General features: G+C 64.5%; 19 protein-coding genes. 6 read left to right on the top strand and 13 right to left on the bottom strand.

All coding sequences use genetic code 11. The features are described from left to right. Window positions 1-1,128, bottom strand: a 1,128-nt coding sequence (locus HMPREF3014_RS09970; protein WP_070734527.1) for an amino acid permease, incomplete at its 3' end; no start/stop codon positions are given. A gap of 101 nt (window positions 1,129-1,229) precedes the next feature. Further along, a complete protein-coding gene (locus HMPREF3014_RS09965) occupies window positions 1,230-2,696 on the bottom strand; it encodes a glyceraldehyde-3-phosphate dehydrogenase (protein WP_010793199.1) in 1,467 nt (488 codons plus the stop codon). A gap of 139 nt (window positions 2,697-2,835) precedes the next feature. On the opposite strand from HMPREF3014_RS09965, the gene mfd reads away from it, so the two are divergent. Together mfd and HMPREF3014_RS09955 are read left to right on the top strand one after the other, a co-directional pair. After that, on the top strand, window positions 2,836-6,282 hold the full coding sequence (gene mfd, locus HMPREF3014_RS09960) for a transcription-repair coupling factor (protein WP_003113980.1): 3,447 nt from the start codon (window positions 2,836-2,838) through the stop codon (window positions 6,280-6,282). Window positions 6,283-6,292: 10 nt separating this feature from the next. After that, the gene (locus HMPREF3014_RS09955; protein WP_003091190.1) at window positions 6,293-6,922 is read left to right on the top strand and encodes a CsiV family protein; all 630 of its coding nucleotides are present in this window, start codon (window positions 6,293-6,295) and stop codon (window positions 6,920-6,922) included. 45 nt (window positions 6,923-6,967) lie between these two features. On the opposite strand, the gene HMPREF3014_RS09950 is transcribed toward HMPREF3014_RS09955, so the two are convergent. The 3 genes from HMPREF3014_RS09950 to psrA all read right to left on the bottom strand — a co-directional run bounded on the left by HMPREF3014_RS09950 (window position 6,968) and on the right by psrA (window position 9,618). Beyond that, a complete protein-coding gene (locus tag HMPREF3014_RS09950) occupies window positions 6,968-7,705 on the bottom strand; it encodes an S-methyl-5'-thioinosine phosphorylase (RefSeq protein WP_003122475.1) in 738 nt (245 codons plus the stop codon). A gap of 11 nt (window positions 7,706-7,716) precedes the next feature. Next, a complete protein-coding gene (nagZ, locus tag HMPREF3014_RS09945) occupies window positions 7,717-8,715 on the bottom strand; it encodes a beta-N-acetylhexosaminidase (protein ID WP_003118092.1) in 999 nt (332 codons plus the stop codon). Window positions 8,716-8,916: 201 nt separating this feature from the next. Next, entirely contained in the window at window positions 8,917-9,618 is a 702-nt protein-coding gene (psrA, locus tag HMPREF3014_RS09940; RefSeq protein ID WP_003091195.1) for a transcriptional regulator PsrA, read from the bottom strand. 231 nt (window positions 9,619-9,849) lie between these two features. Between psrA and lexA the strand changes: the two genes are divergently transcribed. Both lexA and sulA read left to right on the top strand, forming a co-directional pair. Beyond that, on the top strand, window positions 9,850-10,464 hold the full coding sequence (gene lexA, locus HMPREF3014_RS09935) for a transcriptional repressor LexA (RefSeq protein WP_003091196.1): 615 nt from the start codon (window positions 9,850-9,852) through the stop codon (window positions 10,462-10,464). Between the two features lie 11 nt (window positions 10,465-10,475). Next, window positions 10,476-10,961, top strand: a complete 486-nt coding sequence (gene sulA, locus HMPREF3014_RS09930; protein WP_003091197.1) for an SOS-induced cell division inhibitor SulA — start codon at window positions 10,476-10,478, stop codon at window positions 10,959-10,961. Between the two features lie 21 nt (window positions 10,962-10,982). Here the strand turns inward: sulA and HMPREF3014_RS09925 are convergent, their stop codons facing one another. The 6 genes from HMPREF3014_RS09925 to fadB form a co-directional block, all read right to left on the bottom strand. Further along, a complete protein-coding gene (locus HMPREF3014_RS09925; protein ID WP_003109483.1) occupies window positions 10,983-11,216 on the bottom strand; it encodes a hypothetical protein in 234 nt (77 codons plus the stop codon). A 205-nt stretch (window positions 11,217-11,421) separates the two neighbouring features. Next, entirely contained in the window at window positions 11,422-11,940 is a 519-nt protein-coding gene (locus HMPREF3014_RS09920; RefSeq protein ID WP_003113979.1) for a DUF6586 family protein, read from the bottom strand. A 106-nt stretch (window positions 11,941-12,046) separates the two neighbouring features. Next, the gene (gene topA, locus HMPREF3014_RS09915) at window positions 12,047-14,653 is read right to left on the bottom strand and encodes a type I DNA topoisomerase (protein ID WP_003091201.1); all 2,607 of its coding nucleotides are present in this window, start codon (window positions 14,651-14,653) and stop codon (window positions 12,047-12,049) included. 90 nt (window positions 14,654-14,743) lie between these two features. Continuing rightward, complete coding sequence (locus HMPREF3014_RS09910) at window positions 14,744-15,007, bottom strand: DUF1653 domain-containing protein (protein ID WP_003109484.1); 264 nt, start codon at window positions 15,005-15,007, stop codon at window positions 14,744-14,746. Window positions 15,008-15,200: 193 nt separating this feature from the next. Next, entirely contained in the window at window positions 15,201-16,376 is a 1,176-nt protein-coding gene (gene fadA / locus HMPREF3014_RS09905; protein ID WP_003113978.1) for an acetyl-CoA C-acyltransferase FadA, read from the bottom strand. Between the two features lie 30 nt (window positions 16,377-16,406). Continuing rightward, the gene (gene fadB, locus HMPREF3014_RS09900) at window positions 16,407-18,554 is read right to left on the bottom strand and encodes a fatty acid oxidation complex subunit alpha FadB (protein WP_003091204.1); all 2,148 of its coding nucleotides are present in this window, start codon (window positions 18,552-18,554) and stop codon (window positions 16,407-16,409) included. 427 nt (window positions 18,555-18,981) lie between these two features. Here fadB and HMPREF3014_RS09895 point away from each other — a divergent pair, with 427 nt between their 5' ends. Next, entirely contained in the window at window positions 18,982-19,800 is an 819-nt protein-coding gene (locus HMPREF3014_RS09895; protein ID WP_029610214.1) for a hypothetical protein, read from the top strand. A gap of 16 nt (window positions 19,801-19,816) precedes the next feature. Here HMPREF3014_RS09895 and HMPREF3014_RS09890 read toward each other — a convergent pair whose 3' ends face one another. Further along, the gene (locus HMPREF3014_RS09890; RefSeq protein WP_003109487.1) at window positions 19,817-20,251 is read right to left on the bottom strand and encodes a hypothetical protein; all 435 of its coding nucleotides are present in this window, start codon (window positions 20,249-20,251) and stop codon (window positions 19,817-19,819) included. Window positions 20,252-20,458: 207 nt separating this feature from the next. On the opposite strand from HMPREF3014_RS09890, the gene HMPREF3014_RS09885 reads away from it, so the two are divergent. Continuing rightward, a complete protein-coding gene (locus HMPREF3014_RS09885; protein ID WP_003091210.1) occupies window positions 20,459-20,896 on the top strand; it encodes a universal stress protein in 438 nt (145 codons plus the stop codon). Window positions 20,897-20,925: 29 nt separating this feature from the next. Here the strand turns inward: HMPREF3014_RS09885 and HMPREF3014_RS09880 are convergent, their stop codons facing one another. Then, window positions 20,926-21,612 (bottom strand): DUF6901 family protein, encoded by a 687-nt coding sequence (locus tag HMPREF3014_RS09880; RefSeq protein WP_003118097.1) that lies wholly within the window; start codon window positions 21,610-21,612, stop codon window positions 20,926-20,928. Window positions 21,613-21,732: the final 120 nt, after the last annotated feature.

The following is a 21,732-nucleotide window of genomic DNA, read 5'->3' as shown; positions in this document are numbered from 1 at the left end:
CACCACCAGCGACATCAGCAGCTCCAGCGCCTTGTGCGGCAATACGTAGTTGACGATCACGCAGAGGAAGGTGATCAGCGCCGAGACCAGGATCGACAGCACCGGCACGCCCCGGCGGTCCACCGACATCAGCACCTTCGGCGCGTCACCCTGGGCGGCCAGGCCGTAGAGCATCCGGCTGTTGCAGTAGACGCCGCTGTTGTAGACCGACAATGCCGCGGTGAGTACTACGAAGTTGAGGATGTTGGCCGCGGTGCCGCTGCCGATCAACGAGAAGATCTGCACGAACGGGCTGCCGCTGTAGTCGTCGCCGGAAGCGTTGATGGTCTCCACCAACTGGTCCCATGGATACAGCGAGAGCAGCACCGCCAGGGCGCCGATATAGAAGATCAGGATCCGGTAGATCACCTGGTTGATCGCCTTCGGGATCACCTTCCGCGGCTCGGACGCCTCGGCTGCGGTGATACCCACCAACTCCAGCCCCCCGAAGGAGAACATGATGATCGCCAGGGTCATCACCAGGCCGCTGAGACCGTTGGGGAAGAAGCCGCCGCGGTCCCACAGGTTGCTCACCGAGGCTTGCGGTCCGCCACCGCCGCCGACCAGCAGGTAGATACCGAGCAGGATCATGCCGATGATCGCCGCTACCTTGATGATCGCGAACCAGAACTCGGTCTCGCCGAAGGCTTTCACGTTGGCCAGGTTGATCGCGTTGATCAGCACGAAGAACGCCGCCGCCGTCGCCCAGGTCGGCACGTCCGGCCACCAATACTGGATGTACTTGCCCACCGCGGTCAGCTCCGACATGCCCACCAGGATGTACAGCACCCAGTAGTTCCAGCCGGAAAGGAAACCGGCGAATCCGCCCCAGTACTTGTGTGCGAAGTGACTGAAGGAGCCGGCCACCGGCTCCTCGACGATCATCTCGCCGAGCTGGCGCATGATCAGGAAGGCGATGAAGCCGCCAATGGCGTAACCGAGGATCATCGACGGGCCGGCCGTCTTGATGACGCCCGCCGAGCCGAGGAACAGCCCGGTGCCGATCGCCCCGCCCAGCGCGATCAACTGGATGTGGCGATTCTTCAGGCCACGCTTCAGCTCGCCCTGGTGCAGATGTTGACCATCCATTGAAAAACCCTAAATCGAAGTGAGTAGTTTCTTGTTCTGGTTATCCACAGAAATGAAAAACGGGAGCCCGAGAGCTCCCGTTTTCCTCTACGCCTTGCGCATCAACGCGGGAAGGCCGGCGGGTTGACCCCAGCCATGTCTTCCATCACGCGCACTACCTGGCAGCTGTAGCCGAACTCGTTGTCGTACCACACGTACAGGACGACACGGTTGTCGTTGCAGATGGTCGCCTCGGCGTCCACCACGCCGGCATGGCGCGAACCGACGAAGTCGGTGGAAACCACTTCCTGGGAGCTGACGAAGTCGATCTGCTTCTGCAGGTCCGAGTGCATGGCCATCTGGCGCAGGTACTCGTTGATCTCTTCGCGGGTGGTGGCCTTTTCCAGGTTCAGGTTGAGGATCGCCATGGACACGTTCGGCGTCGGCACACGGATCGCATTGCCGGTCAGCTTGCCTTTCAGCACCGGCAGGGCCTTGGCCGCGGCGGTGGCGGCACCGGTCTCGGTGATCACCATGTTCAGCGGCGCGCTGCGGCCACGACGACTGCCCTTGTGGAAGTTGTCGATCAGGTTCTGGTCGTTGGTGTACGAGTGAACGGTCTCGACGTGACCGTTGACGATGCCGTACTGGTCGTTGACGGCCTTCAGCACCGGCACGATGGCGTTGGTGGTGCAGGAGGCGGCCGAGATGATCTTGTCGTCGGCGCCGATGTCGGTGTGGTTGATACCGTGCACGATGTTCTTCAGCGCACCCTTGCCCGGAGCGGTAAGGACCACGCGATCGATCCCCGGGCACTTCAGGTGCTGGCCGAGGCCTTCGGCGTCGCGCCACTTGCCGGTGTTGTCGACCAGCAGGGCGTTCTTGATGCCGTACTGGGTGTAGTCGATCGACGCCGGATCGTTGGAGTAGATCACCTGGATCAGGTTGCCGTTGGCGGTCAGCGTGTTGTTTTCTTCGTCGATGGTGATGGTGCCGTCGAACGGACCGTGCACCGAGTCCCGACGCAGCAGGCTGGCCCGCTTGACCAGGTCGTTCTCGGCACCCTTGCGCACGACGATCGCGCGCAGGCGCAGGCCGTCGCCGCCGCCGGTCTTCTCGATCAGGATGCGCGCCAGCAGGCGGCCGATGCGGCCGAAGCCGTAGAGCACGACGTCGGTGCCTTCGCGGGCATCGCCGTTCTGCTTGCCGACCACCTCGGCCAGCTCGGCCTTGACGAAGTCCTCGATGCTGCGGCCGTTACCTTCTGCCTTGAACTTGGCGACCATCTTGCCCAGATCGACGGAAGCGGCGCCCAGCTTGAGCTCGCTCATCGCCTTGAGGATCGGGAACGTCTCGTGAACCGACAGCTCGGCGTCATCAGCCATGCGATGACGGGCGAAACGATGCGCCTTCATGATCGCGATCACCGAGCGGTTGATCAGACCACGGCCATGGATCGAGGTCACCACATTGTTATTGCGGTAGAGCTGGCCAATCAGCGGGATCATGGCTTCCGCGATGGCTTCACGATCGATCCATTCACCGAGACACTGGTCGGGCTTCTGAGTCACGGGCAATACCTTCCACATGTAGGGGATGAAAAAAGGGGCTACATTATGACCGCGCCGGCCAGGCTCGGCAATCTGCAGCAGTCGGAAGACTGACATCCAGCAGTCGGGAAAGTTACAATCCGGCGGGTCAAATTCCCGACCGGAGCCCAGCTTGCCCGTGTCCGTACTGCGTCTTCCCAGCCTGCCGGCCAGCGCCGGCAAGCAACACTGGGGCAACCTCCCCGGTGCCGCGCTGAGCCTGGCTGTCGCCGAGGCCGCCAGTTCCGCCAAGCGCTTCACCCTGCTGCTGACCGCCGACAGCCAGAATGCCGAACGCCTGGAACAGGAACTGCGGTTCTTCGCCCCCGACCTGCCGGTATTGCATTTCCCCGATTGGGAAACCCTGCCCTACGACGTCTTTTCGCCGCACCAGGACATCATTTCCCAGCGCATCGCCGCCCTCTACCAGTTGCCGCAGCTCAAGCACGGCGTGCTGGTGGTGCCGATCTCCACCGCCTTGCACCGCCTGGCGCCGACCCGCTTCCTGCTCGGCAGCAGCCTGGTCCTCGACGTCGGCCAGAAACTCGACGTCGAGCGGATGCGCCTGCGCCTGGAAGGCGCCGGCTACCGCTGCGTCGACACGGTCTACGAGCACGGCGAGTTCGCCGTCCGCGGCGCGCTGATCGACCTGTTCCCGATGGGCAGCGAGTTGCCCTTCCGTATCGACCTGTTCGACGACGAGATCGAGACCCTGCGCACCTTCGACCCGGAGACCCAGCGCTCCATCGACAAGGTCGAGTCGATCCGCCTGCTGCCGGCACGCGAATTCCCCCTGAACAAGGAAGCGGTCACCGGCTTCCGCGGCCGCTTCCGCGAGCGCTTCGACGTCGACTACCGGCGCTGCCCGATCTACCAGGACCTCGCCAGCGGTTTGACACCCTCGGGAATCGAGTACTACCTGCCGCTGTTCTTCGAGGAAACCGCGACCCTCTTCGACTACCTGCCGCAAGACACCCAGGTGTTCTCCCTGCCCGGCATCGAACAGGCCGCGGAGCAGTTCTGGAATGACGTACGCAGCCGCTACGAGGACCGCCGGGTCGATCCGGAACGGCCATTGCTGCCGCCGGCGGAAGTGTTCCTTCCGGTGGAAGACTGCTTCGCCCGGCTGAAGAACTGGCCACGGGTGGTCGCCAGCCAGGAGGACGTCGAGCCGGGCGTCGGGCGCGAGCGCTTCCCGGCCCTGCCGCTGCCGAACCTGGCGATCGAAGCCAAGGCCGCCGAGCCGCTGGCCGCGCTGCGCCGGTTCATCGAGGAGTTCCCCGGCCGCGTACTGTTCTGCGCCGAATCGGCCGGACGCCGGGAAGTCCTGCTGGAGCTGCTGGCCCGACTGAAGCTGCGCCCCGAGGAAGTCGACGGCTGGCCGGCCTTCCTCGCCAGCCAGGCACGCCTGGCGATCAGCATCGCGCCGCTGGACGAGGGCCTGCTGCTGGACCATCCGGCCCTCGCCCTGGTCGCCGAAAGCCCGCTGTTCGGCCAGCGCGTCATGCAGCGCCGGCGCCGGGAAAAGACCCGCGACGGCGGCGACGCGGTGATCAAGAACCTCACCGAGCTGCGCGAAGGCGCGCCGGTGGTGCACATCGACCATGGCGTCGGCCGCTACCTGGGCCTGATCACCCTCGAGGTGGACAACCAGCAGGCGGAATTCCTCATGCTGCAATACGCCGAGGACGCCAAGCTCTACGTGCCGGTCGCCAACCTGCACCTGATCGCCCGCTACACCGGCGCCGACGACGCCCTGGCGCCGTTGCACCGGCTCGGCTCGGAAACCTGGCAGAAGGCCAAGCGCAAGGCCGCCGAGCAGGTCCGCGACGTCGCCGCCGAGCTGCTCGACATCTACGCCCGCCGCGCCGCCCGCGAAGGCTTCGCGTTCAAGGATCCGCAGGCCGACTACGCGACCTTCTCGGCCGGCTTCCCGTTCGAGGAGACGCCGGACCAGCAAAGCGCCATCGAGGCGGTGGTCGCCGATATGCTCGCGCCCAGGCCCATGGACCGCCTGGTCTGCGGCGACGTCGGCTTCGGCAAGACCGAAGTGGCGATGCGCGCGGCGTTCGTCGCCGTGCATAGCGGCAAGCAGGTGGCGGTGCTGGTGCCCACCACCCTGCTCGCCCAGCAGCACTACAACAGCTTCCGCGACCGCTTCGCCGACTGGCCGGTGAGCGTCGAGGTGATGAGCCGCTTCAAGAGCGCCAAGGAAGTCGAGAATGCTGCGCGGCTACTGGCCGAAGGCAAGATCGACATCCTCATCGGGACCCACAAGCTGCTCCAGGAAGACGTGAAGTTCGCCAACCTGGGGTTGGTCGTGATCGACGAGGAACACCGCTTCGGGGTGCGCCAGAAGGAGCAGCTCAAGGCCCTGCGCAGCGAAGTGGACATCCTCACCCTCACCGCCACGCCGATCCCGCGGACCCTGAACATGGCCGTCTCCGGCATGCGCGACCTGTCCATCATCGCCACGCCGCCGGCGCGCCGCCTGTCGGTGCGCACCTTCGTCATGGAGCAGCAGAACGCGGTAATCAAGGAAGCGCTGCTCCGCGAACTGCTGCGCGGCGGCCAGGTGTACTACCTGCACAACGAAGTGAAGACCATCGAGAAGTGCGCCCGCGACCTCGCCGAACTGGTCCCGGAGGCGCGCATCGGCATCGGCCACGGACAGATGCACGAGCGCGAGCTGGAACAGGTGATGAGCGACTTCTACCACAAGCGCTTCAACGTGCTGGTGGCCTCGACCATCATCGAGACCGGCATCGACGTGCCCAGCGCCAACACCATCCTCATCGAGCGCGCCGACAAGTTCGGCCTGGCCCAGTTGCACCAGTTGCGCGGCCGCGTCGGTCGCAGCCACCACCAGGCCTACGCCTACCTGCTGACACCGCCGCGCCGTCAGATGACCCCGGACGCCGAGAAACGCCTGGAAGCCATCGCCAACGCCCAGGACCTGGGCGCCGGCTTCGTCCTCGCCACCCACGACCTGGAGATCCGCGGCGCCGGCGAGTTGCTCGGCGACGGCCAGAGCGGGCAGATCCAGGCGGTCGGCTTCACCCTCTACATGGAAATGCTCGAACGGGCGGTGAAGGCCATCCGCAAGGGCGAGCAACCGAACCTCGAGCAGCCACTGGGCGGCGGGCCGGAGGTCAACCTGCGGGTGCCTGCGCTGATCCCCGAGGATTACCTGCCCGACGTGCATGCCCGGCTGATCCTCTACAAGCGCATCGCCAACGCCCCTGACGAGGAAGGTTTGCGCGAGTTGCAGGTGGAGATGATCGACCGCTTCGGGCTCCTGCCCGATCCGGCGAAGAACCTGATGCGCCTGACCCTTCTGAAACTGCAGGCGGAAAAACTTGGAATACTCAAGGTCGATGCCGGACCGCAGGGTGGTCGTATAGAATTCGCCGCCGATACCCAGGTCGACCCGCTGGTGTTGATCAAGCTGATCCAGGGCCAACCGAACCGCTACAAGTTCGAAGGCGCAACCCTGTTCCGCTTCCAGGTGCCCATGGAACGACCGGAAGAACGCTTCAATACCCTGGAGGCGCTGTTCGAGCGCCTGACACCGCAAACCACCTAAGGATTAGCCTATGCGCTTGTTCCGTTGCCTTGCCCTGCTGCTCTCACTGGCCGCCCCCGCGGCATTCGCCGGCGGTCCCTACCAGGTGGAACTGGTGGTGTTCCGCCAGGCCGGCGATGCCGTGCCGTCCAGCCAGCCGGCCCCGGACGACTGGGCCACCGGCGCACAGCCGCTGGCCAGCGACGCCCTGCGCGCCACCGCGCTCGACAACCAGCTCGCCAAGCTCAGCCAGGACAACGGCTACACCGTGCTGCTGCACAAGGCCTGGCGCCAGGACATCGGCGAGACCCCGGTGAAGATCGCCCTCAGCGAAGGCCAGGAACAGGATCATCATTTCCCGGTGGAAGGTACGCTGACCCTCAGCCAGGTGCGCTTCGTCGACATGGAGGCCGATTTCTGGGTCAATCGCTTCGGCGACGACGGTTTCCTCGCCGGCAGCCAGCACATCAGGCAGGGCACGCGGCTGAAGAATGGCGAACTGACCTATCTCGACCATCCGAGCCTGGGCATCCTGATCAAGGTGGTGCCGGTCGGCGCCCGTCCCGCCGCCCCCAATCCCATGGAAATGGAAGAACAGCAGGCACCGGCGGACGCGCCCCCCGTCGAAGGCGGCTTCGACGCCGCACCTCCTGCGCAATAGCGAAAAAGGCCGCAATAGCGGCCTTTTTTTCGTTGCGATGGCCGCCTAGCCGGCCAGGACCCGCGCCAGCACCTCGCGCACCTTGCCGATGCCATCGTGCAACGCCTGTTCGATTTCGGCCATGGTGATGATCCCCGCCGACTTGCCCGCCGCGGGATTGACCACCAGCGCCAGGCAGGCGTAGGGCAGGTCCAGCTCGCGGGCCAGTGCCGCCTCGGGCATGCCGGTCATGCCGACGATATCGTTGCCGTCCCGCTCCAACCGGGCGATTTCCGCCACCGTTTCCAGGCGCGGCCCTTGGGTGCAGGCGTAGACCCCATGGCTGCTGTGCGCCAGCCCCAACGCACGCAACGCCTCGATCAGGCGCTGGCGCAACGGCTCGTCATAGGGGTGGCTGAAGTCGATATGGGTGACATGCTCGATATCGCCGGCGAAATAGGTGTGCTCGCGTCCCGAGGTGTAGTCGATCAACTGGTGCGGCACGCACAGGTGCCCCGTTCCCATCGCCGCATGGATGCCACCCACCGCGTTGACCGCGATCACCGCCTCGGCACCCGCCTGCTTCAGCGCCCAGAGATTGGCGCGGTAGTTCACCTGGTGCGGCGGGAAGCGGTGCGGATGACCGTGACGTGCCAGGAACAGCACCTCGCGCCCGGCGTAGCGGCCACGCTGGAGCGGCGCGGACGGCGCGCCATACGGCGTTTCGATCGGCAGGGACTCGCCCAGCGTCAGCCCTTCCAGCTGGGTCAGGCCGGTTCCTCCGATAATCGCGTAGACACTCATCGACAGCTCCCTCAATCAATCAGTTGCGCGGCGCGCAACGCGGACAGTGCTTCCAGCCAGCGCGGCTGCTGGCGATAGTCGGTATTCGCGTAGCCCTTGCCACGCATGCGTTGCAGACGCGACGGCGGGGTCACCTTCAGGCGTTGCAGGGCAGCCAGGGCCAGCTCGGCGGAAGCCCGGTCGTTGCACACCAGGCCCATGTCGCAGCCCGCGGCCAGGGCGGCCTCGATGCGGCTGGCGGCGTCGCCGACCACATGGGCGCCGGCCATCGACAGGTCGTCGCTGAATATCACCCCGTCGAACTTCAGCTCGCCGCGCAGGATCTCCTGCAACCAGCGCCGGGAAAAGCCGGCGGGCTGCGGGTCGACCTGCGGATAGATGACATGGGCCGGCATCAGCGCGTCGAGCTGTCCGGCCAGGCGGGCGAACGGAACCAGGTCGCTGCGCCGGATTTCCTCGAGACTGCGCGCGTCTTCGGGAATCGCCACATGGGAATCGGCCTCGGCCCAGCCGTGACCGGGAAAATGCTTGCCGGTGGCGGCCATCCCGGCGGCATGCATGCCGCGAATGAAAGCACCGGCAAGCAGCGCGGCACGCTCCGGGTCGCCCTCGAAGGCGCGGCTACCGACCACGGCGCTGCGCTGGTGATCGAGATCCAGCACCGGCGCGAAACTCAGGTCGAGGCCGACCGCCTGCACCTCGGTCGCCATCAGCCAGCCACAATGCTCGGCCAGCTCTTCGGCATTGGGGTTGTCGGCGATCGCGCGCATCGCCGGCAGGCGCACGAAGCCCTGGCGCAGGCGCTGCACGCGCCCTCCTTCCTGGTCGACGGCCAGCAACAGGTCGGGACGGATGGCGCGAATGGCCGCACACAGTTCGCGAACCTGGGCAGGATGCTCGATGTTGCGAGCGAAGATGATCAGCCCGCCCACCTCGGGGTGGCGCAGGATTTGGCGGTCCTCGGCGGTCAGCCAGGTGCCGCCGATGTCGAGCATCAGAGAGCCTTGCATGAAGAGTCCTATGGCCTGGAAATCAGCGAAGCCCGCCGTCACGGGCCTCAGACAGCGCACACTGTACTGCACCCGGCAGAAAGACTTAAGTCCCGGGGCGGTACCGCGCGCCTGCCAATGGAGCCGGCCCGGCGCATGGAGTTCCGCCCGGAGCACAGAGAAAGGAGAAAGAAAAACGGCGCCCTGGGGCGCCGTCTGCAATCAGGCCTTGGCGGGCGTCTTGTTCCGCGGGCGCAGTTGCGCCCCGGCCAGCAGCGGATCGTCGATGCCGCTCTCGGCGCGCATGCCGGCAGCGAAGAACGGCACCATCAGGTGCATCACCTGCTCGGTGGAAGTGTTCACGCCGAAATCGGTTTCCGCCATCGCCCGCAGGGCCTTGATCCCCGACATGCTGAAGGCGGCCGCGCCGAGCATGAAGTGCACGCGCCAGAACAGCTCGATGGGCGGCAGCTTCGGCGCAGCCTCGTTGACCAGCAGCATGTAGCGCCGGAAGACCTTGCCGTAGACCTCCTCCAGGTACTTGCGCAGGTGCCCCTGGCTCTGGCTGAAGGCCAGGCCGAGCAAGCGCATGAAGATCGACAGGTCGTTGCCGCTGCGCGGCTTCACCGCCATCGCCTGGGACACCAGCAGGTGCAGGAGGTCCTCCAGGGTGGCGTGCTGGGCCTCGGGCTTGGCCTGGCGACGATCCAGCTCCTTTTCCAGGCTGGCGCAGAATGGCCCGAGGAAGCGCGAGAACACCGCCTGGATCAGCGCCTTCTTCGAACCGAAGTGATAATTCACCGCCGCCAGGTTGACCCCGGCCTTGCTGGTGATCAGACGCAACGAGGTTTCGGCGAAGCCTTTTTCCGCGAACAGCTGTTCCGCCGCATCGAGAATGCGTTCGACGGTTTCCGACTGGGCCATGGTTTCTCCGCCTGACAAACACTTGTTTGAAACATACGTTTCAGCCACATCCCTTGTCAAGCGGCAGATGACGCACCAGTCAGGAAAATTACAGAGAAGTCCCGAAAAACGGAAGCAAGACACTGGCCAACTTCATCGTGACGCAGGACGAAATGTCATGCGGAAAATCATTGCCACGCCCCGCTCACTGTATATAATCCCAGTCACTGGATAAAAACACAGAGCGACGACATGCAGAAGCTGACGCCCCGCCAAGCCGAGATTCTCTCCTTCATCAAGCGCTGCCTGGAAGACCACGGCTTTCCGCCGACCCGGGCGGAAATCGCCCAGGAACTCGGCTTCAAGTCGCCGAACGCCGCCGAGGAGCACCTCAAGGCGCTGGCACGCAAGGGCGCCATCGAAATGACTCCGGGCGCCTCTCGCGGCATCCGCATTCCCGGCTTCGAACCGCATGCCGCCAACGACGATGAGGGCCTGCCGGTGATCGGACGGGTCGCCGCCGGCGCACCGATCCTCGCCGAACAGAACATCGAGGAATCCTGCCGTATCAATCCCGCCTTCTTCAATCCTCGCGCCGACTACCTGTTGCGCGTGCGCGGCATGAGCATGAAGGACATCGGCATCCTCGACGGCGACCTGCTGGCCGTCCACGTCACCCGCGAAGCGCGCAACGGCCAGGTGGTGGTCGCGCGGATCGGCGAGGAGGTCACGGTGAAACGCTTCAAGCGCGAAGGCAGCAAGGTCTGGCTGCTGGCGGAAAACCCTGAGTTCGCTCCGATCGAAGTCGATCTGAAGGAGCAGGAACTGATCATCGAAGGCTTGAGCGTCGGCGTGATCCGGCGCTGACAGGAGATACCATGCAGACCTCCCACTCGCTGCCCAGCGCCCAGTTGCCACTATTCCAGGAAGCGTTCTGGGCTAGCAACGGCGCACCCTTGCTCGACGATGTCATCGACAGCCCTTCCAGTGCCTCCATCGAGGAACCCGCTGCCTTTAGCGAACTTTCGCTCAGCGGCCTGCCGGGGCACTGCCTGACCCTGCTCGCACCGATTCTCCGCGAGCTCAGCGAGGAACAGGATGCCCGCTGGCTGACCCTGATCGCTCCGCCGGCGAGCCTGACCCATGAATGGCTGCGCCGCGCCGGCCTGAACCGCGAGCGCATCCTGCTACTGCAGGCGAAGGACAACGCCGCTGCCCTGGCGCTCAGTTGCGAGGCCTTGCGCCTGGGCCGCAGCCACACCGTGGTCAGTTGGCTGGAACCGCTGAGCCGGGCGGCGCGCAAGCAACTGTCCCGCGCCGCCCAACTGGGCCAAGCACAGAGCCTGAATATTCGTCTGGGTTGAAAAAACGGCGGGGGACAGCGTTCAGTGCAGGACGCGGGGGCCTTCGTCGTGTTCCATCTCGCCCTCGGCAAGACGACCGGCCATTTGCACGCCGACATTGAACATGGCCTTGGCCACTTCGACATGCTGGCCTTGCAGGAAATTCTTCGCGTCCCCGGAGAACTCCAGGGTCACCAACGCCTCCTCGTCATCGGCGCGACGCAGCACGATGCGCCCGTCGGGCATTTCTACGATTTCAAGGAAGGATGTTGGCATGACAGACGCTCTCTACGAAGACGCGACATTGTAACAGCCCATCCAGTGCATCCCTAGCCCGCATCCGCCTTCCGGTTCCCCTCTCGCGCCTGTAACGGCGGTTCCAGAGCGCCCGGACGGCATCCGCTAAATTTTTTTGCTGGCAAATCAACCGAGTGGAACGGTAGGAAAATGTCCTACCGCTGATCGGCGAATGACGACGGCGTTACAGCTCCGTCAGGCTCTCGCGAAAACGCAGGACCAATTGCTTCAGCGACTGCCGCCATTCCTCGAGGGTTTCGCGAGAAAGCAAGGGGGCTTCTTCGTCGATACTCACGGCAACGATCAACGGTGTGCTGGGGTCGATCTTCGCTGCCTTGGTCGGTCGCGGCGGCAGGAACAGCTCGGAGTAGGCGCCCAGCAACTGGCCCAGCCAGGTTTCCGGCTGCGACGCCAACTCCACCAGTTCAGCTAGCTCGGGGCTGGGCGCGGCCGCCAGCACTTCGGCATTCAGCAATGCATCCACGCGAGGAGCGGCAGCCTGCGGCAGACGGTAGTAACCGGCGATCTCATGGCATACACCGAGCACTGCGCCATAAAGGTGGAACAGCGCCGACTCGCGCTCCCCCTGGATGATCGCCTGGGCATTCATCGCCCGCTCGGCATCGGCTCGCTTCCAGGCCTCCAGAGCCAACCCGGCGAAATACAGCTTCTGGTTGGTGCGGGTATAAAGCTCTTGGGCCATGCCGGTACTCCCGATTAAAACTGGAAGGAATGCGGAGCGCAGGCCAGGCCAGCGCCCGGCCTTCGCGCAGTATAAGCGCGCCCCATGCAAGCGGGCACGCCATCCATCAGCGCTTGTCTTCGACCTTCCACTTGCCGCCATCGTAGAAGGCGCGCCAGCCGGTGGGCTTGCCATCGACCTCGGACTGCACGTATTGCTCCTTGGTCTTGCGGCTGAAACGGATCACCGCGGGACGGCCGTCCGGGTCTTTCTGCGGGGCGTCGCAGAGGTAATGGTACTTGGGATCCAGCTCGGCCTTGTGCGGGATGATCTCGCTCACCAACGGCGCGCGGGTCTCGCGGTTCTTCGGGAACTGGCTGGCGGCCAGGAACATGCCCGAAGCGCCGTCGCGCAGCACGTAGATATCGTCCACCTTCTCGCACTTCAATTCAGGCATGCGAATGGCGTCCATCTTCGGCGGCGCCGCCTCGCCATTCTTCAGCAGCTTGCGGGTGTTCTTGCAGGTCGGATTGGTGCAACCGAAGAACTTGCCGAAACGGCCGGTTTTCAACTGCATCTCGCTGCCACACTTGTCGCATTCCAGGCTCGGCCCTTCGTAGCCCTTGATCCGATACTGGCCCTCCTCGATCTCGTAGCCCGGACAGTCGGGGTTGTTGCCGCAGATATGCAGCTTGTGTTTCTCGTCCAGCAGGTAGGCGTCCATCGCGGTACTGCAGATCGGGCAGCGATGCTTGCCACGCAACACCCGCGACTCGGACTCGCCCTCGTCGTCCGCGGCGATCTCGTCGCCGGGAATCAGGTTGACGGTCGCCTTGCAACGTTCCTTCGGCGGCAGGCTGTAGCCCGAGCAGCCGAGGAACACGCCGGTGGAGGCGGTACGAATCATCATCGGCCGGCCGCACTCGCGGCAGGGAATGTTGGTCAGGGTCGGCTGGTTGGCGCGCATCCCCTTCTCGCTGACTTCGGCCACCTCGAGCTTCTTCTTGAAATCGCCGTAGAACTCGTCGAGCAGGTGCTTCCAGTCGCGCTCGCCCTGGGCCACGTCGTCGAGATGCTCCTCCATCCCGGCGGTGAAACCGTAGTCCATCAGGTTGGCGAAGCTCTCGTTGAGCCGATCGGTGACGATGTCGCCCATCTTCTCCGCATAGAAGCGGCGGTTGTGGGTGGTTACGTAGCCGCGCTCCTGGATGGTGGAGATGATCGCCGCGTAGGTCGAGGGGCGGCCGATACCGCGCTTCTCCAGTTCCTTGACCAGGCTCGCTTCGGAGTAGCGCGCCGGCGGCTTGGTGAAGTGCTGGCTCGGATCGAGCTTGATCAGCTTGAGGTTCTCGCCTTCCTTCATTTCCGGCAGGACGTCGTCCTCGCCCGGCTTGCTCTGCTGCGGCAGTACCCGGGTATAACCGTCGAACTTGAGGATGCGGCCCTTGGCGCGCAGCTCGAAATCGCCGGCGGTGACGCTCACGCTGGTCGAGAGGTATTCGGCCGGGGTCATCTGGCACGCCACGAACTGGCGCCAGATCAGGTCGTACAGGCGCTCGGCGTCACGCTCCATGCCGGACAGCTGGGTCGGCTTGAGGTTGACGTCGGAAGGACGGATCGCCTCGTGCGCTTCCTGGGCGCCCTCCTTGCTCGAGTAGACGTTGGCCTTGCCCGGCAGGTACTTCTGGCCGAACTCGTCCTCGATGAAACCGCGGACCATGCCAATGGCATCGGCCGACAGGTTGGTCGAGTCGGTACGCATGTAGGTGATGTAGCCGGCCTCGTAGAGACGCTGGGCCATCATCATGGTCTTCTTCACCCCGAAGCCCAGGCGGTTGCTCGCCGCCTGCTGCAGGGTGGAAGTGATGAACGGCGCCGAGGGTCGGCTGGAGGTTGGCCGGTCCTCGCGCTTGGCGACGCTATAGGCCGAGGCCTTGAGCTTTTCCAGGGCCGCCATGGCCTGGGCTTCGTTGAGCGGCTTGAAGGCCTCGCCCTTCTCACGGGTAACCTCGAAGCGCACGTTGGCGCCCTTGGCGGTACCGAGGTCGGCATGCACTTCCCAGTACTCTTCCGGGACGAAGGCGCGAATCTCGCGTTCGCGCTCCACCACCAGCTTCACCGCCACCGACTGCACGCGGCCGGCGGACAACCCACGGGCAATCTTCTGCCAGAGCAGCGGCGAGACCATGTAACCGACCACGCGGTCGAGGAAACGCCGCGCCTGCTGGGCGTTCACCCGGTTGATATCGAGCTCGCCGGGCTGGGAGAAGGCCTCCTGGATGGCCTTCTTGGTGATTTCGTTGAATACCACGCGCTTGTAGCGGCTTTCGTCGCCGCCGATGGCTTCCCGCAGGTGCCAGGCGATGGCCTCCCCTTCGCGGTCCAAGTCGGTCGCGAGATAGACGGTGTCGGCGTCCTTGGCCAGGCGGCGCAGCTCGTCGATGACCTTTTCCTTGCCGGGCAGGATCTCGTACTTGGCCTTCCAGCCATGCTCCGGGTCGACCCCCATGCGCGAGACCAGTTGGCGCCTGGCCTTCTCCTTCGGTGACAGCGCCGGCGCCTCGGAGGCGCTCTTGCGGCCCTTGGCCGCCGGCTCCTTGGAACTCGACGAACCACTGGTGGGCAGGTCACGGATGTGGCCGATGCTCGACTTCACCACGTACTGGCTGCCCAGGTACTTGTTGATGGTCTTGGCCTTGGCCGGGGATTCCACGATGACCAGCGATTTACCCATGGATCGGAAGGTTCCTGCGTCGAAAAGATGAATATAAAGGAGGGAGCGACTAGCGCGGCACCGCTATATATAGTGGCGAACGAGCCAAGGTCAAGCGCGGTCTTCCCCGCCGGGAGCTTTCTGCAAGCCCAGGGGATCGGCCTCGGGACTCACCAGGACGAAGCGCGGCACCCACTCGCCATCGACCTCCACGGCCTCGGTGAACATCTCCAGCGGACGCACCCAGAGACCGAATTCGCCGTACAGCGCCTGGTAGATCACCAGCGCCTCTTCCGTCTCCGAATGCCGCGCGACACCCAGGACCCGGTAGTTCTGTCCCTTGTAATGACGATAGAGCCCAGCCTGCAGGTCCATGTTCCTTACCTTGTCTCGAAAATCGGAAAACAACGGCACAATGCCGACATACAACAGCCCGGTATAGGCACGGATCGCACAATAGGCAAACCCGCGCTCCCGGGGCGTCATTCGCTCGATACAGCCGGAAACGACTGACACTGAAAAACGAAAGCCGGGGCACGAGGCCCCGGCTTTCCCCTTCGACGAACGCTTAGATGCGCTCGAAGACGGTGGTGATACCCTGTCCCAGGCCCACGCACATGGTGGACACGCCAAGGGTACCGCCGTTCTGCTTCATCACGTTCAACAGGGTGCCGGAAATGCGCGCACCGGAGCAACCGAACGGGTGACCCAGGGCGATGGCGCCGCCGTGGAGGTTGACCTTCTCGTCCATCTTGTCGAGCAGCTTGAGGTCCTTCAGCACAGGCAGGGCCTGGGCGGCGAAGGCTTCGTTGAGTTCGACGAAATCGATGTCGGCGATGGTCAGGCCGGCACGCTTGAGCGCCTTGTTGGTCGACGGCACCGGGCCGTAGCCCATGATCGCCGGGTCGACACCCGCCACGGCCATGGAGCGGATCACCGCCATCGGCTGGATGCCCAGGTCCTGGGCGCGCTGGGCCGACATCACGATCATGCAGGAGGCACCGTCGGTGATCTGCGAGGAGGTCCCCGCGGTCACGGTGCCGCCTTTCGGATTGAACGCCGGCTTCAACTCGGCCAGGGTCTCGACGGTGGTTTCCGGACGAATGGTCTCGTCGAAGTCGAAGACTTTCAGGAAACCGTTCTCGTCATACCCTTCCATCGGGATGATCTCGTCCTTGAACTTGCCTTCCTGGGTGGCCTTCCAGGCCAGTTGGTGCGAACGCGCGCCGAACTTGTCCTGCGCCTCACGGCTGATACCGTGCATCTTGCCGAGCATTTCCGCAGTCAGGCCCATCATGCCCGAGGCCTTGGCGGCGTACAGGGACAGGTGCGGGTTCGGGTCGACGCCATGCATCATGCCGACGTGGCCCATGTGCTCCACGCCGCCGATGACGAATACATCGCCATTGCCGGTCTGGATCGCCTGGGCGGCGGTGTGCAGCGCGCTCATCGACGAACCGCACAGGCGGCTGACGGTCTGCGCGGCGCTGGTGTGCGGGATCTGGGTCATCAGCGACGCCATGCGCGCGATGTTCCAGCCCTGCTCCAGGGTCTGGTTGACGCAGCCCCAGATCACGTCTTCCACTTCGGCCGGGTCGACCTTCGGGTTACGCTCCAGCAGCTTGCTGATCAGGTGCGCCGACATGGTCTCGGCGCGGGTGTTGCGGTGCATGCCACCCTTGGAACGACCCATCGGGGTGCGGCCGAAGTCGACAATGACGACGTCTCTCGGATTCAGGCTCATAAATTCACTCTCGCTCTAGTCGTTCCGCGATTAACCGAAGAATTTCTGACCGTTCTTGGCCATTTCACGCAGCTTCGCGGTCGGGTGGTACAGCGCGCCCAGCTCGGCGTACTTGTCGGCCAGGGCCACGAACTCGGCGACACCGATCGAATCGATGTAGCGCAGAGCACCACCACGGAAGGGCGGGAAGCCGATGCCGTAGATCAGGCCCATATCGGCCTCGGCAGCGGTCTCGACGATGCCGTCTTCCAGGCAACGCACGGTTTCCAGGCACAGCGGGATCATCATGAAGTTGACGATGTCCTCGTCGGTCACTTCGCGCTGCTCGACCACGATCGGCTTGAGCACTTCGTAGGCCTGCGGATCGGTGACCTTCTTCGGCTTGCCGCGCTTGTCGGTCTCGTAGGCGTAGAAGCCCTTGCCGTTCTTCTGGCCCAGGCGGTTGGCCTCGTACATCACGTCGACGGCGGTCTTGCCCTCGACCGCCATGCGGTCCGGGAAGCCCTCGGCCATGACGTCGCGGCCATGGTGGCCGGTGTCGATGCCGACCACGTCGGACAGGTAGGCCGGGCCCATGGGCCAGCCGAACTTCTCCATCACCTTGTCGATGCGCACGAAGTCGACGCCGAAGCTCAGCAGCTTGGCGAAGCCGCCGAAGTACGGGAACAGCACACGGTTGACCAGGAAGCCGGGGCAATCGTTGACCACGATCGGGCTCTTGCCCATCTTCTTGGCGTAGGCGACGGTGGTGGCGATGGCGGTTTCACCGGTCTTCTCGCCACGGATCACTTCCACCAGCGGCATCATGTGCACCGGGTTGAAGAAATGCATGCCGCAGAAGTTTTCCGGACGCTTCAGCGCCTGGGCCAGCAGGCTGATGGAGATGGTCGAGGTGTTGGAGGCGATGATCGCGTCTTCCTTCACCGCGCCTTCCACTTCGGCGAGCACGGCTTGCTTGACCTTGGGGTTCTCGACGACGGCTTCGACGACGATGTCGACGTTGCCGAAGTCGCCATAGGACATGGTCGGACGGATGCCATTGAGCGCCTCGGCCATCTTCGCCGGGGTCAGGCGACCCTTCTCGACGCGCTTGCCGAGCAGCTTGGCGGCCTCGTTCAGGCCCATCTGGATACCCTCTTCGCGGATATCCTTCATCAGGATCGGGGTGCCCTTGAGCGCCGACTGATAGGCGATGCCGCCGCCCATGATGCCGGCGCCGAGCACGGCGGCCAGTTTCACGTCCTTGGCGACTTCGTCGTATTTCTTGGCTTTCTTCTTCAGTTCCTGGTCATTCAGGAACAGGCCGATCAGACTCTGCGCGACCGAGGTCTTGGCCAGCTTGACGAAGCCGGCGGCTTCGACTTCCAGCGCCTTGTCGCGGCCGAAGTTGGCGGCCTTCTGGATGCTCTTGATGGCTTCCACCGGCGCCGGGTAGTTCGGACCGGCCTGGCCGGCGACGAAGCCCTTGGCGGTTTCGAAGGCCATCATCTGCTCGATTGCATTCAGCTTCAGCTTTTCCAGCTTCGGCTGGCGCCGTGCCTTGTGGTCCAGCTCGCCGGCGACGGCGCGCTTGGCCAGGTCGAGGGCAGCGGCCTGCAGTTGCTCGGGAGCGACCACGGCGTCGACGGCGCCGACCTTCAGGGCGTCCTCGGCCTTGTTTTCCTTGCCCGAGGCGATCCACTCGACGGCGTTATCGCAGCCGATCAGGCGCGGCAGGCGGACGGTGCCGCCGAAGCCCGGGTAGATGCCCAGCTTGACTTCCGGCAGGCCGACCTTGGCGGTCGCGCTCATCACGCGGAAGTCCGCGGCCAGGCACATCTCCAGGCCGCCGCCGAGGGCGATGCCGTTGATCGCGGCAACGGTGGGTACGTCCAGGTCTTCGAAGTCGCTGAAGATCTTGTTGGCTTCGAGGTTGCCCGCCATCAGTTCCTCGTCGGGCAGCTGGAAGTTGTCAACGAACTCGGTGATGTCGGCACCAACGATGAACACGTCCTTGCCGCTGGTCACGATCACGCCCTTGACCGATGCATCGGCCTTGATCGCATCGACTGCCGCACGCAACTCACTGAGGGTGAGACGGTTGAACTTGTTGACGGACTCGCCCTTGAGATCGAAATTCAACTCGACGATGCCGCCCTCAAGAGGCTTAACCGTGATGGCTTTACCTTGGTAAATCATCAACTGATCTCCACGCTATTATGGAAGCTTGAACTTACACATCGGACGCCGTGTCGGGACCCTTTCGGCAACCGCCGAGCATAGTCCCAAACCCTTCGGCACACCCGCCGACGCGATAACCGGGTCTCTATTGTCGAGGCCTGCGCGAGGCAAACGCTCGATTCATACGCCCGTTTGACTTGGGTGCGCACACATTCCGGCAAAAGCCGGGAATTGTCAATCAGCCATCCGGAAAACACCTGCCCTCCTCCAGGCCCTCTGCGCAGGGCCATTCAGCCAGCCTCTGTCGGACCATTCAGATGTTCGATGATCGGCGCCGTGGGCGCTTGTCCCGGTGCGGAAAGGCAGGCTAGAGTCGCCGCAGATCGCCATGCATGATCGGCCACGGGCCGTTACAAAAGAACAACAAGAAGGCCTCCAGGGCCACATGGAGATGGAACCCATGATCTGCCGTCCGTTCACTCTTTGTCTGGCCCTGCTCGGCCTGCTGAGCCTCCCCGTCTTCGCGGCAGGGACCGCCGATGACCTGCTCGCCCTGCACCAGATGCGGCTCGCCACGCAGAAATCCCTGAACGCCTTCTTCATGTACGTCGGCCAGGAAGGCGATCAACGCTACGCCAGCCTGATCGAAAGCTCGACACAGACGGCGGAAGCCCGCCTGCAGCGACTCGACGGCGTGAACGGCAGCGAATCCCGGCGCCTGCTGGGCCAGCTTCGCGAGCAATGGCGGGACTATGCGCAAGACCTCGACAAGCTGACCGGCGCGGTGCGCAACAAGGGCTACAGCGACCTGCAACCGGTCGCCGACCTGGCACGACGCAACCAGCAACTGATGGACCTCGGCGGCCAGTTGTATCGCAGCCTGCAACGGGAAAACGCCGCCACGGTGCCGACGCTCACCGAGCAGAGCCGCGAACAGAGCCTGCTGATGCAGGACATTGCTCTGGACTATGCCTCGCGCAACGCGTCGGTGGGCGCCAGCTTCTTCGGCGGCGGCGAGGAGCGTCCACTGGACGACCTGGCCAGCCGCTTTTCGGTCAACCTGTTGAAGCTGCAGCAGGCGCCGCAGAACGACGAGGAGATCGCCAGGGCGCTGCGCAGCGTGGCGATCAAGTGGCACTACATCGAGAAGTCCCTGCGCAACTACAACCAGAACAGCGTGCCGTTCCTGGTCAACAAGAATGCAGACCGGATCATCGATGGCCTGGAGAAGGTCGCCGCGCTGTATGCCGCGCGCAACCAATGAACCTCGGCGCGCCGCCTCAGGCGCGCTGGCGGAGAAACTCGGCGATGCGCCCGAGGTCGGCGCTATCGCCGCGCTCGCCCCAATACAGGGCAAGGAACTGGGCGGTCGCCTCCACCTTGTAGACATCCCCGGGGAGGCTGCGCAGGGCGTCCAGCAACTCATCGTCCGCGCACGGCTCGCGCCACTGGTTCAGCCACTGGCCCGGGGTATTCTGCCAATAGCACCAGGCCTCCCGGCCGCGTCGGCGCGGGCAGTGGAACTGCGCGCAGGACGTCGGCGGAGCGCTCTCCAGCCAATGCGGCCAATCCTGGCGCGCGAGCTGCATGGCCAGGCCGAGACGGCGCGCCTCGAGGCGCAGGGCCATCTTGCCGCGCTGCCTGTTGGACGGCATCAGCCAGGCCAGGGGACTGAGCATGACAGCCAGCAGCAGGATCACCAGCCAAGTGGTCATAAGGAACGGACACTCGAAAAACGGTTAAGGCATTTGCCTCGATCCGCGCGCGCAGGCAGGATCGGTCGCAGTCGCCAAGGGAGGCGCAGTTTACAGGCGAATGCGACCACGGCGGAGCAGCTTTTTGCCCAGCGCAACGGAACAGGTTCCACGCGCGGCGCAAAAGTCCATAATGAAAACACTATCCCCTTCTGGGAGGAGACGTTCATGCCCTATCAACACATTCTGGTCGCCGTCGACCTGACCGACGAATGCGACCCGGTGATGAAGCGTGCGGCGGCCCTGGCCACCAGCAACCAGGCCCGGCTCTCGGTGGTGCATGTGGTCGAGCCCATGGCCATGGCCTTCGGTGGGGACGTGCCGATGGACCTGTCGATGTTGCAGCAGCAGCAGTTCGACCAGGCCCGTGAACGCCTGGATGCCTTCGCCGTACGCTATCCGGACCTCGGCAGCGAGCAGCGCCACCTGGTCTACGGGCAACCGCGCCAGGAAATCCACCGCCTCGCCGCGGAACAGGCCTGCGACCTGATCGTGGTCGGCAGCCACGGTCGCCACGGCCTGGCGCTGCTGCTCGGTTCCACTGCCAACGACGTGCTGCACGGCGCGCCCTGCGACGTGCTCGCGGTGCACCTGAAGAAAGCCTGATCTCTCCCCGCTCGGCCGGGGCCTGCGCCTCAGCCGGGCGTTTCCTCGGCGCTCATCACCAGCGGGCGGATCTTCTGCAACTGGGTTTCCAGCGAATAGCTGATGCTCGACGACAGCGAGAAGAAGGTCAGGAACGCCTTCAGGTTGGAATCGCTGACACAGGTGTCGTGGATTCGCTGCCAGAACGCCTGGTTGACCAGTTGCAACTGCTGGAACAGCCGCACCAGCCCTTTCAGTTCCCAATCGGCATGCCGCCCCTCGCGGAAGTTGAAGTACTGGCGCATCAGGTACAGCGGCACCACCCGCAGCACGAACTCCTGGTTGCTGGCGAACGGCAGGTGCTGCATGGCCATCGGCCTCAGCGGCGCCAGCAGCGGACAGGCGCTGCTGGCCATGATCAAGCCGATCAGCGCGCGCAGTCCTTCCTCCAGGCCCGCCTGCTTGATGTACTCGCGCTCCGGCGTGCGCACGCAGATGCCGGCCTTGCGGAACGCCGGCAGGTTGCGGAAATCCTCGATCACCCCATGCAGGTCGACCGCCGCCGGACAATGGCTGTAGCGCTCGCGATCGAGCGGGCAGTTGCTGCAGCGATTGTGTTCCAGGCGCGTCCAGCGCGGCGCTGCGGCAGCCGCCTGCGGGTCGTAGTGCCGCTCCAGCTCGATGCGATAGTTGAGCTGATGCTGGTCGTCCAGCGTGATGCGGTACTCGATTGCCATGGACTGATCCTTTCTCGGGAGACGGCCGGCCCGTCAATGACGCCAGCCAGAGGGACCGACGGGGGACTGCACCCACCGCCGGCAAGGCCCGCAAGGATCATCGAGATGAGCCGCTATCAC

This window comes from Pseudomonas sp. HMSC065H01 (genome assembly GCF_001815235.1).
In the GTDB taxonomy this organism is placed as follows: Bacteria; Pseudomonadota; Gammaproteobacteria; order Pseudomonadales; family Pseudomonadaceae; genus Pseudomonas; species Pseudomonas aeruginosa.
The sequence above is the reverse complement of the archived record's forward strand: the minus strand, read 5'-3'. Positions and strand labels throughout refer to the sequence as shown.

Coding starts and splice junctions, on each gene's coding strand:
- HMPREF3014_RS09880 (WP_003118097.1), bottom strand. CDS start 21,612: ATGGCAATCGAGTACCGCATCACGCTGGACGACCAGCATCAGCTCAAC.
- HMPREF3014_RS09885 (WP_003091210.1), top strand. CDS start 20,459: ATGCCCTATCAACACATTCTGGTCGCCGTCGACCTGACCGACGAATGC.
- fadA (WP_003113978.1), bottom strand. CDS start 16,376: ATGAGCCTGAATCCGAGAGACGTCGTCATTGTCGACTTCGGCCGCACC.
- sulA (WP_003091197.1), top strand. CDS start 10,476: ATGCAGACCTCCCACTCGCTGCCCAGCGCCCAGTTGCCACTATTCCAG.
- lexA (WP_003091196.1), top strand. CDS start 9,850: ATGCAGAAGCTGACGCCCCGCCAAGCCGAGATTCTCTCCTTCATCAAG.
- HMPREF3014_RS09950 (WP_003122475.1), bottom strand. CDS start 7,705: ATGAGTGTCTACGCGATTATCGGAGGAACCGGCCTGACCCAGCTGGAA.
- HMPREF3014_RS09895 (WP_029610214.1), top strand. CDS start 18,982: ATGGAGATGGAACCCATGATCTGCCGTCCGTTCACTCTTTGTCTGGCC.
- HMPREF3014_RS09920 (WP_003113979.1), bottom strand. CDS start 11,940: ATGGCCCAAGAGCTTTATACCCGCACCAACCAGAAGCTGTATTTCGCC.
- HMPREF3014_RS09955 (WP_003091190.1), top strand. CDS start 6,293: ATGCGCTTGTTCCGTTGCCTTGCCCTGCTGCTCTCACTGGCCGCCCCC.
- psrA (WP_003091195.1), bottom strand. CDS start 9,618: ATGGCCCAGTCGGAAACCGTCGAACGCATTCTCGATGCGGCGGAACAG.
- fadB (WP_003091204.1), bottom strand. CDS start 18,554: ATGATTTACCAAGGTAAAGCCATCACGGTTAAGCCTCTTGAGGGCGGC.
- HMPREF3014_RS09890 (WP_003109487.1), bottom strand. CDS start 20,251: ATGACCACTTGGCTGGTGATCCTGCTGCTGGCTGTCATGCTCAGTCCC.
- topA (WP_003091201.1), bottom strand. CDS start 14,653: ATGGGTAAATCGCTGGTCATCGTGGAATCCCCGGCCAAGGCCAAGACC.
- HMPREF3014_RS09965 (WP_010793199.1), bottom strand. CDS start 2,696: ATGTGGAAGGTATTGCCCGTGACTCAGAAGCCCGACCAGTGTCTCGGT.
- HMPREF3014_RS09925 (WP_003109483.1), bottom strand. CDS start 11,216: ATGCCAACATCCTTCCTTGAAATCGTAGAAATGCCCGACGGGCGCATC.
- nagZ (WP_003118092.1), bottom strand. CDS start 8,715: ATGCAAGGCTCTCTGATGCTCGACATCGGCGGCACCTGGCTGACCGCC.
- HMPREF3014_RS09910 (WP_003109484.1), bottom strand. CDS start 15,007: ATGGACCTGCAGGCTGGGCTCTATCGTCATTACAAGGGACAGAACTAC.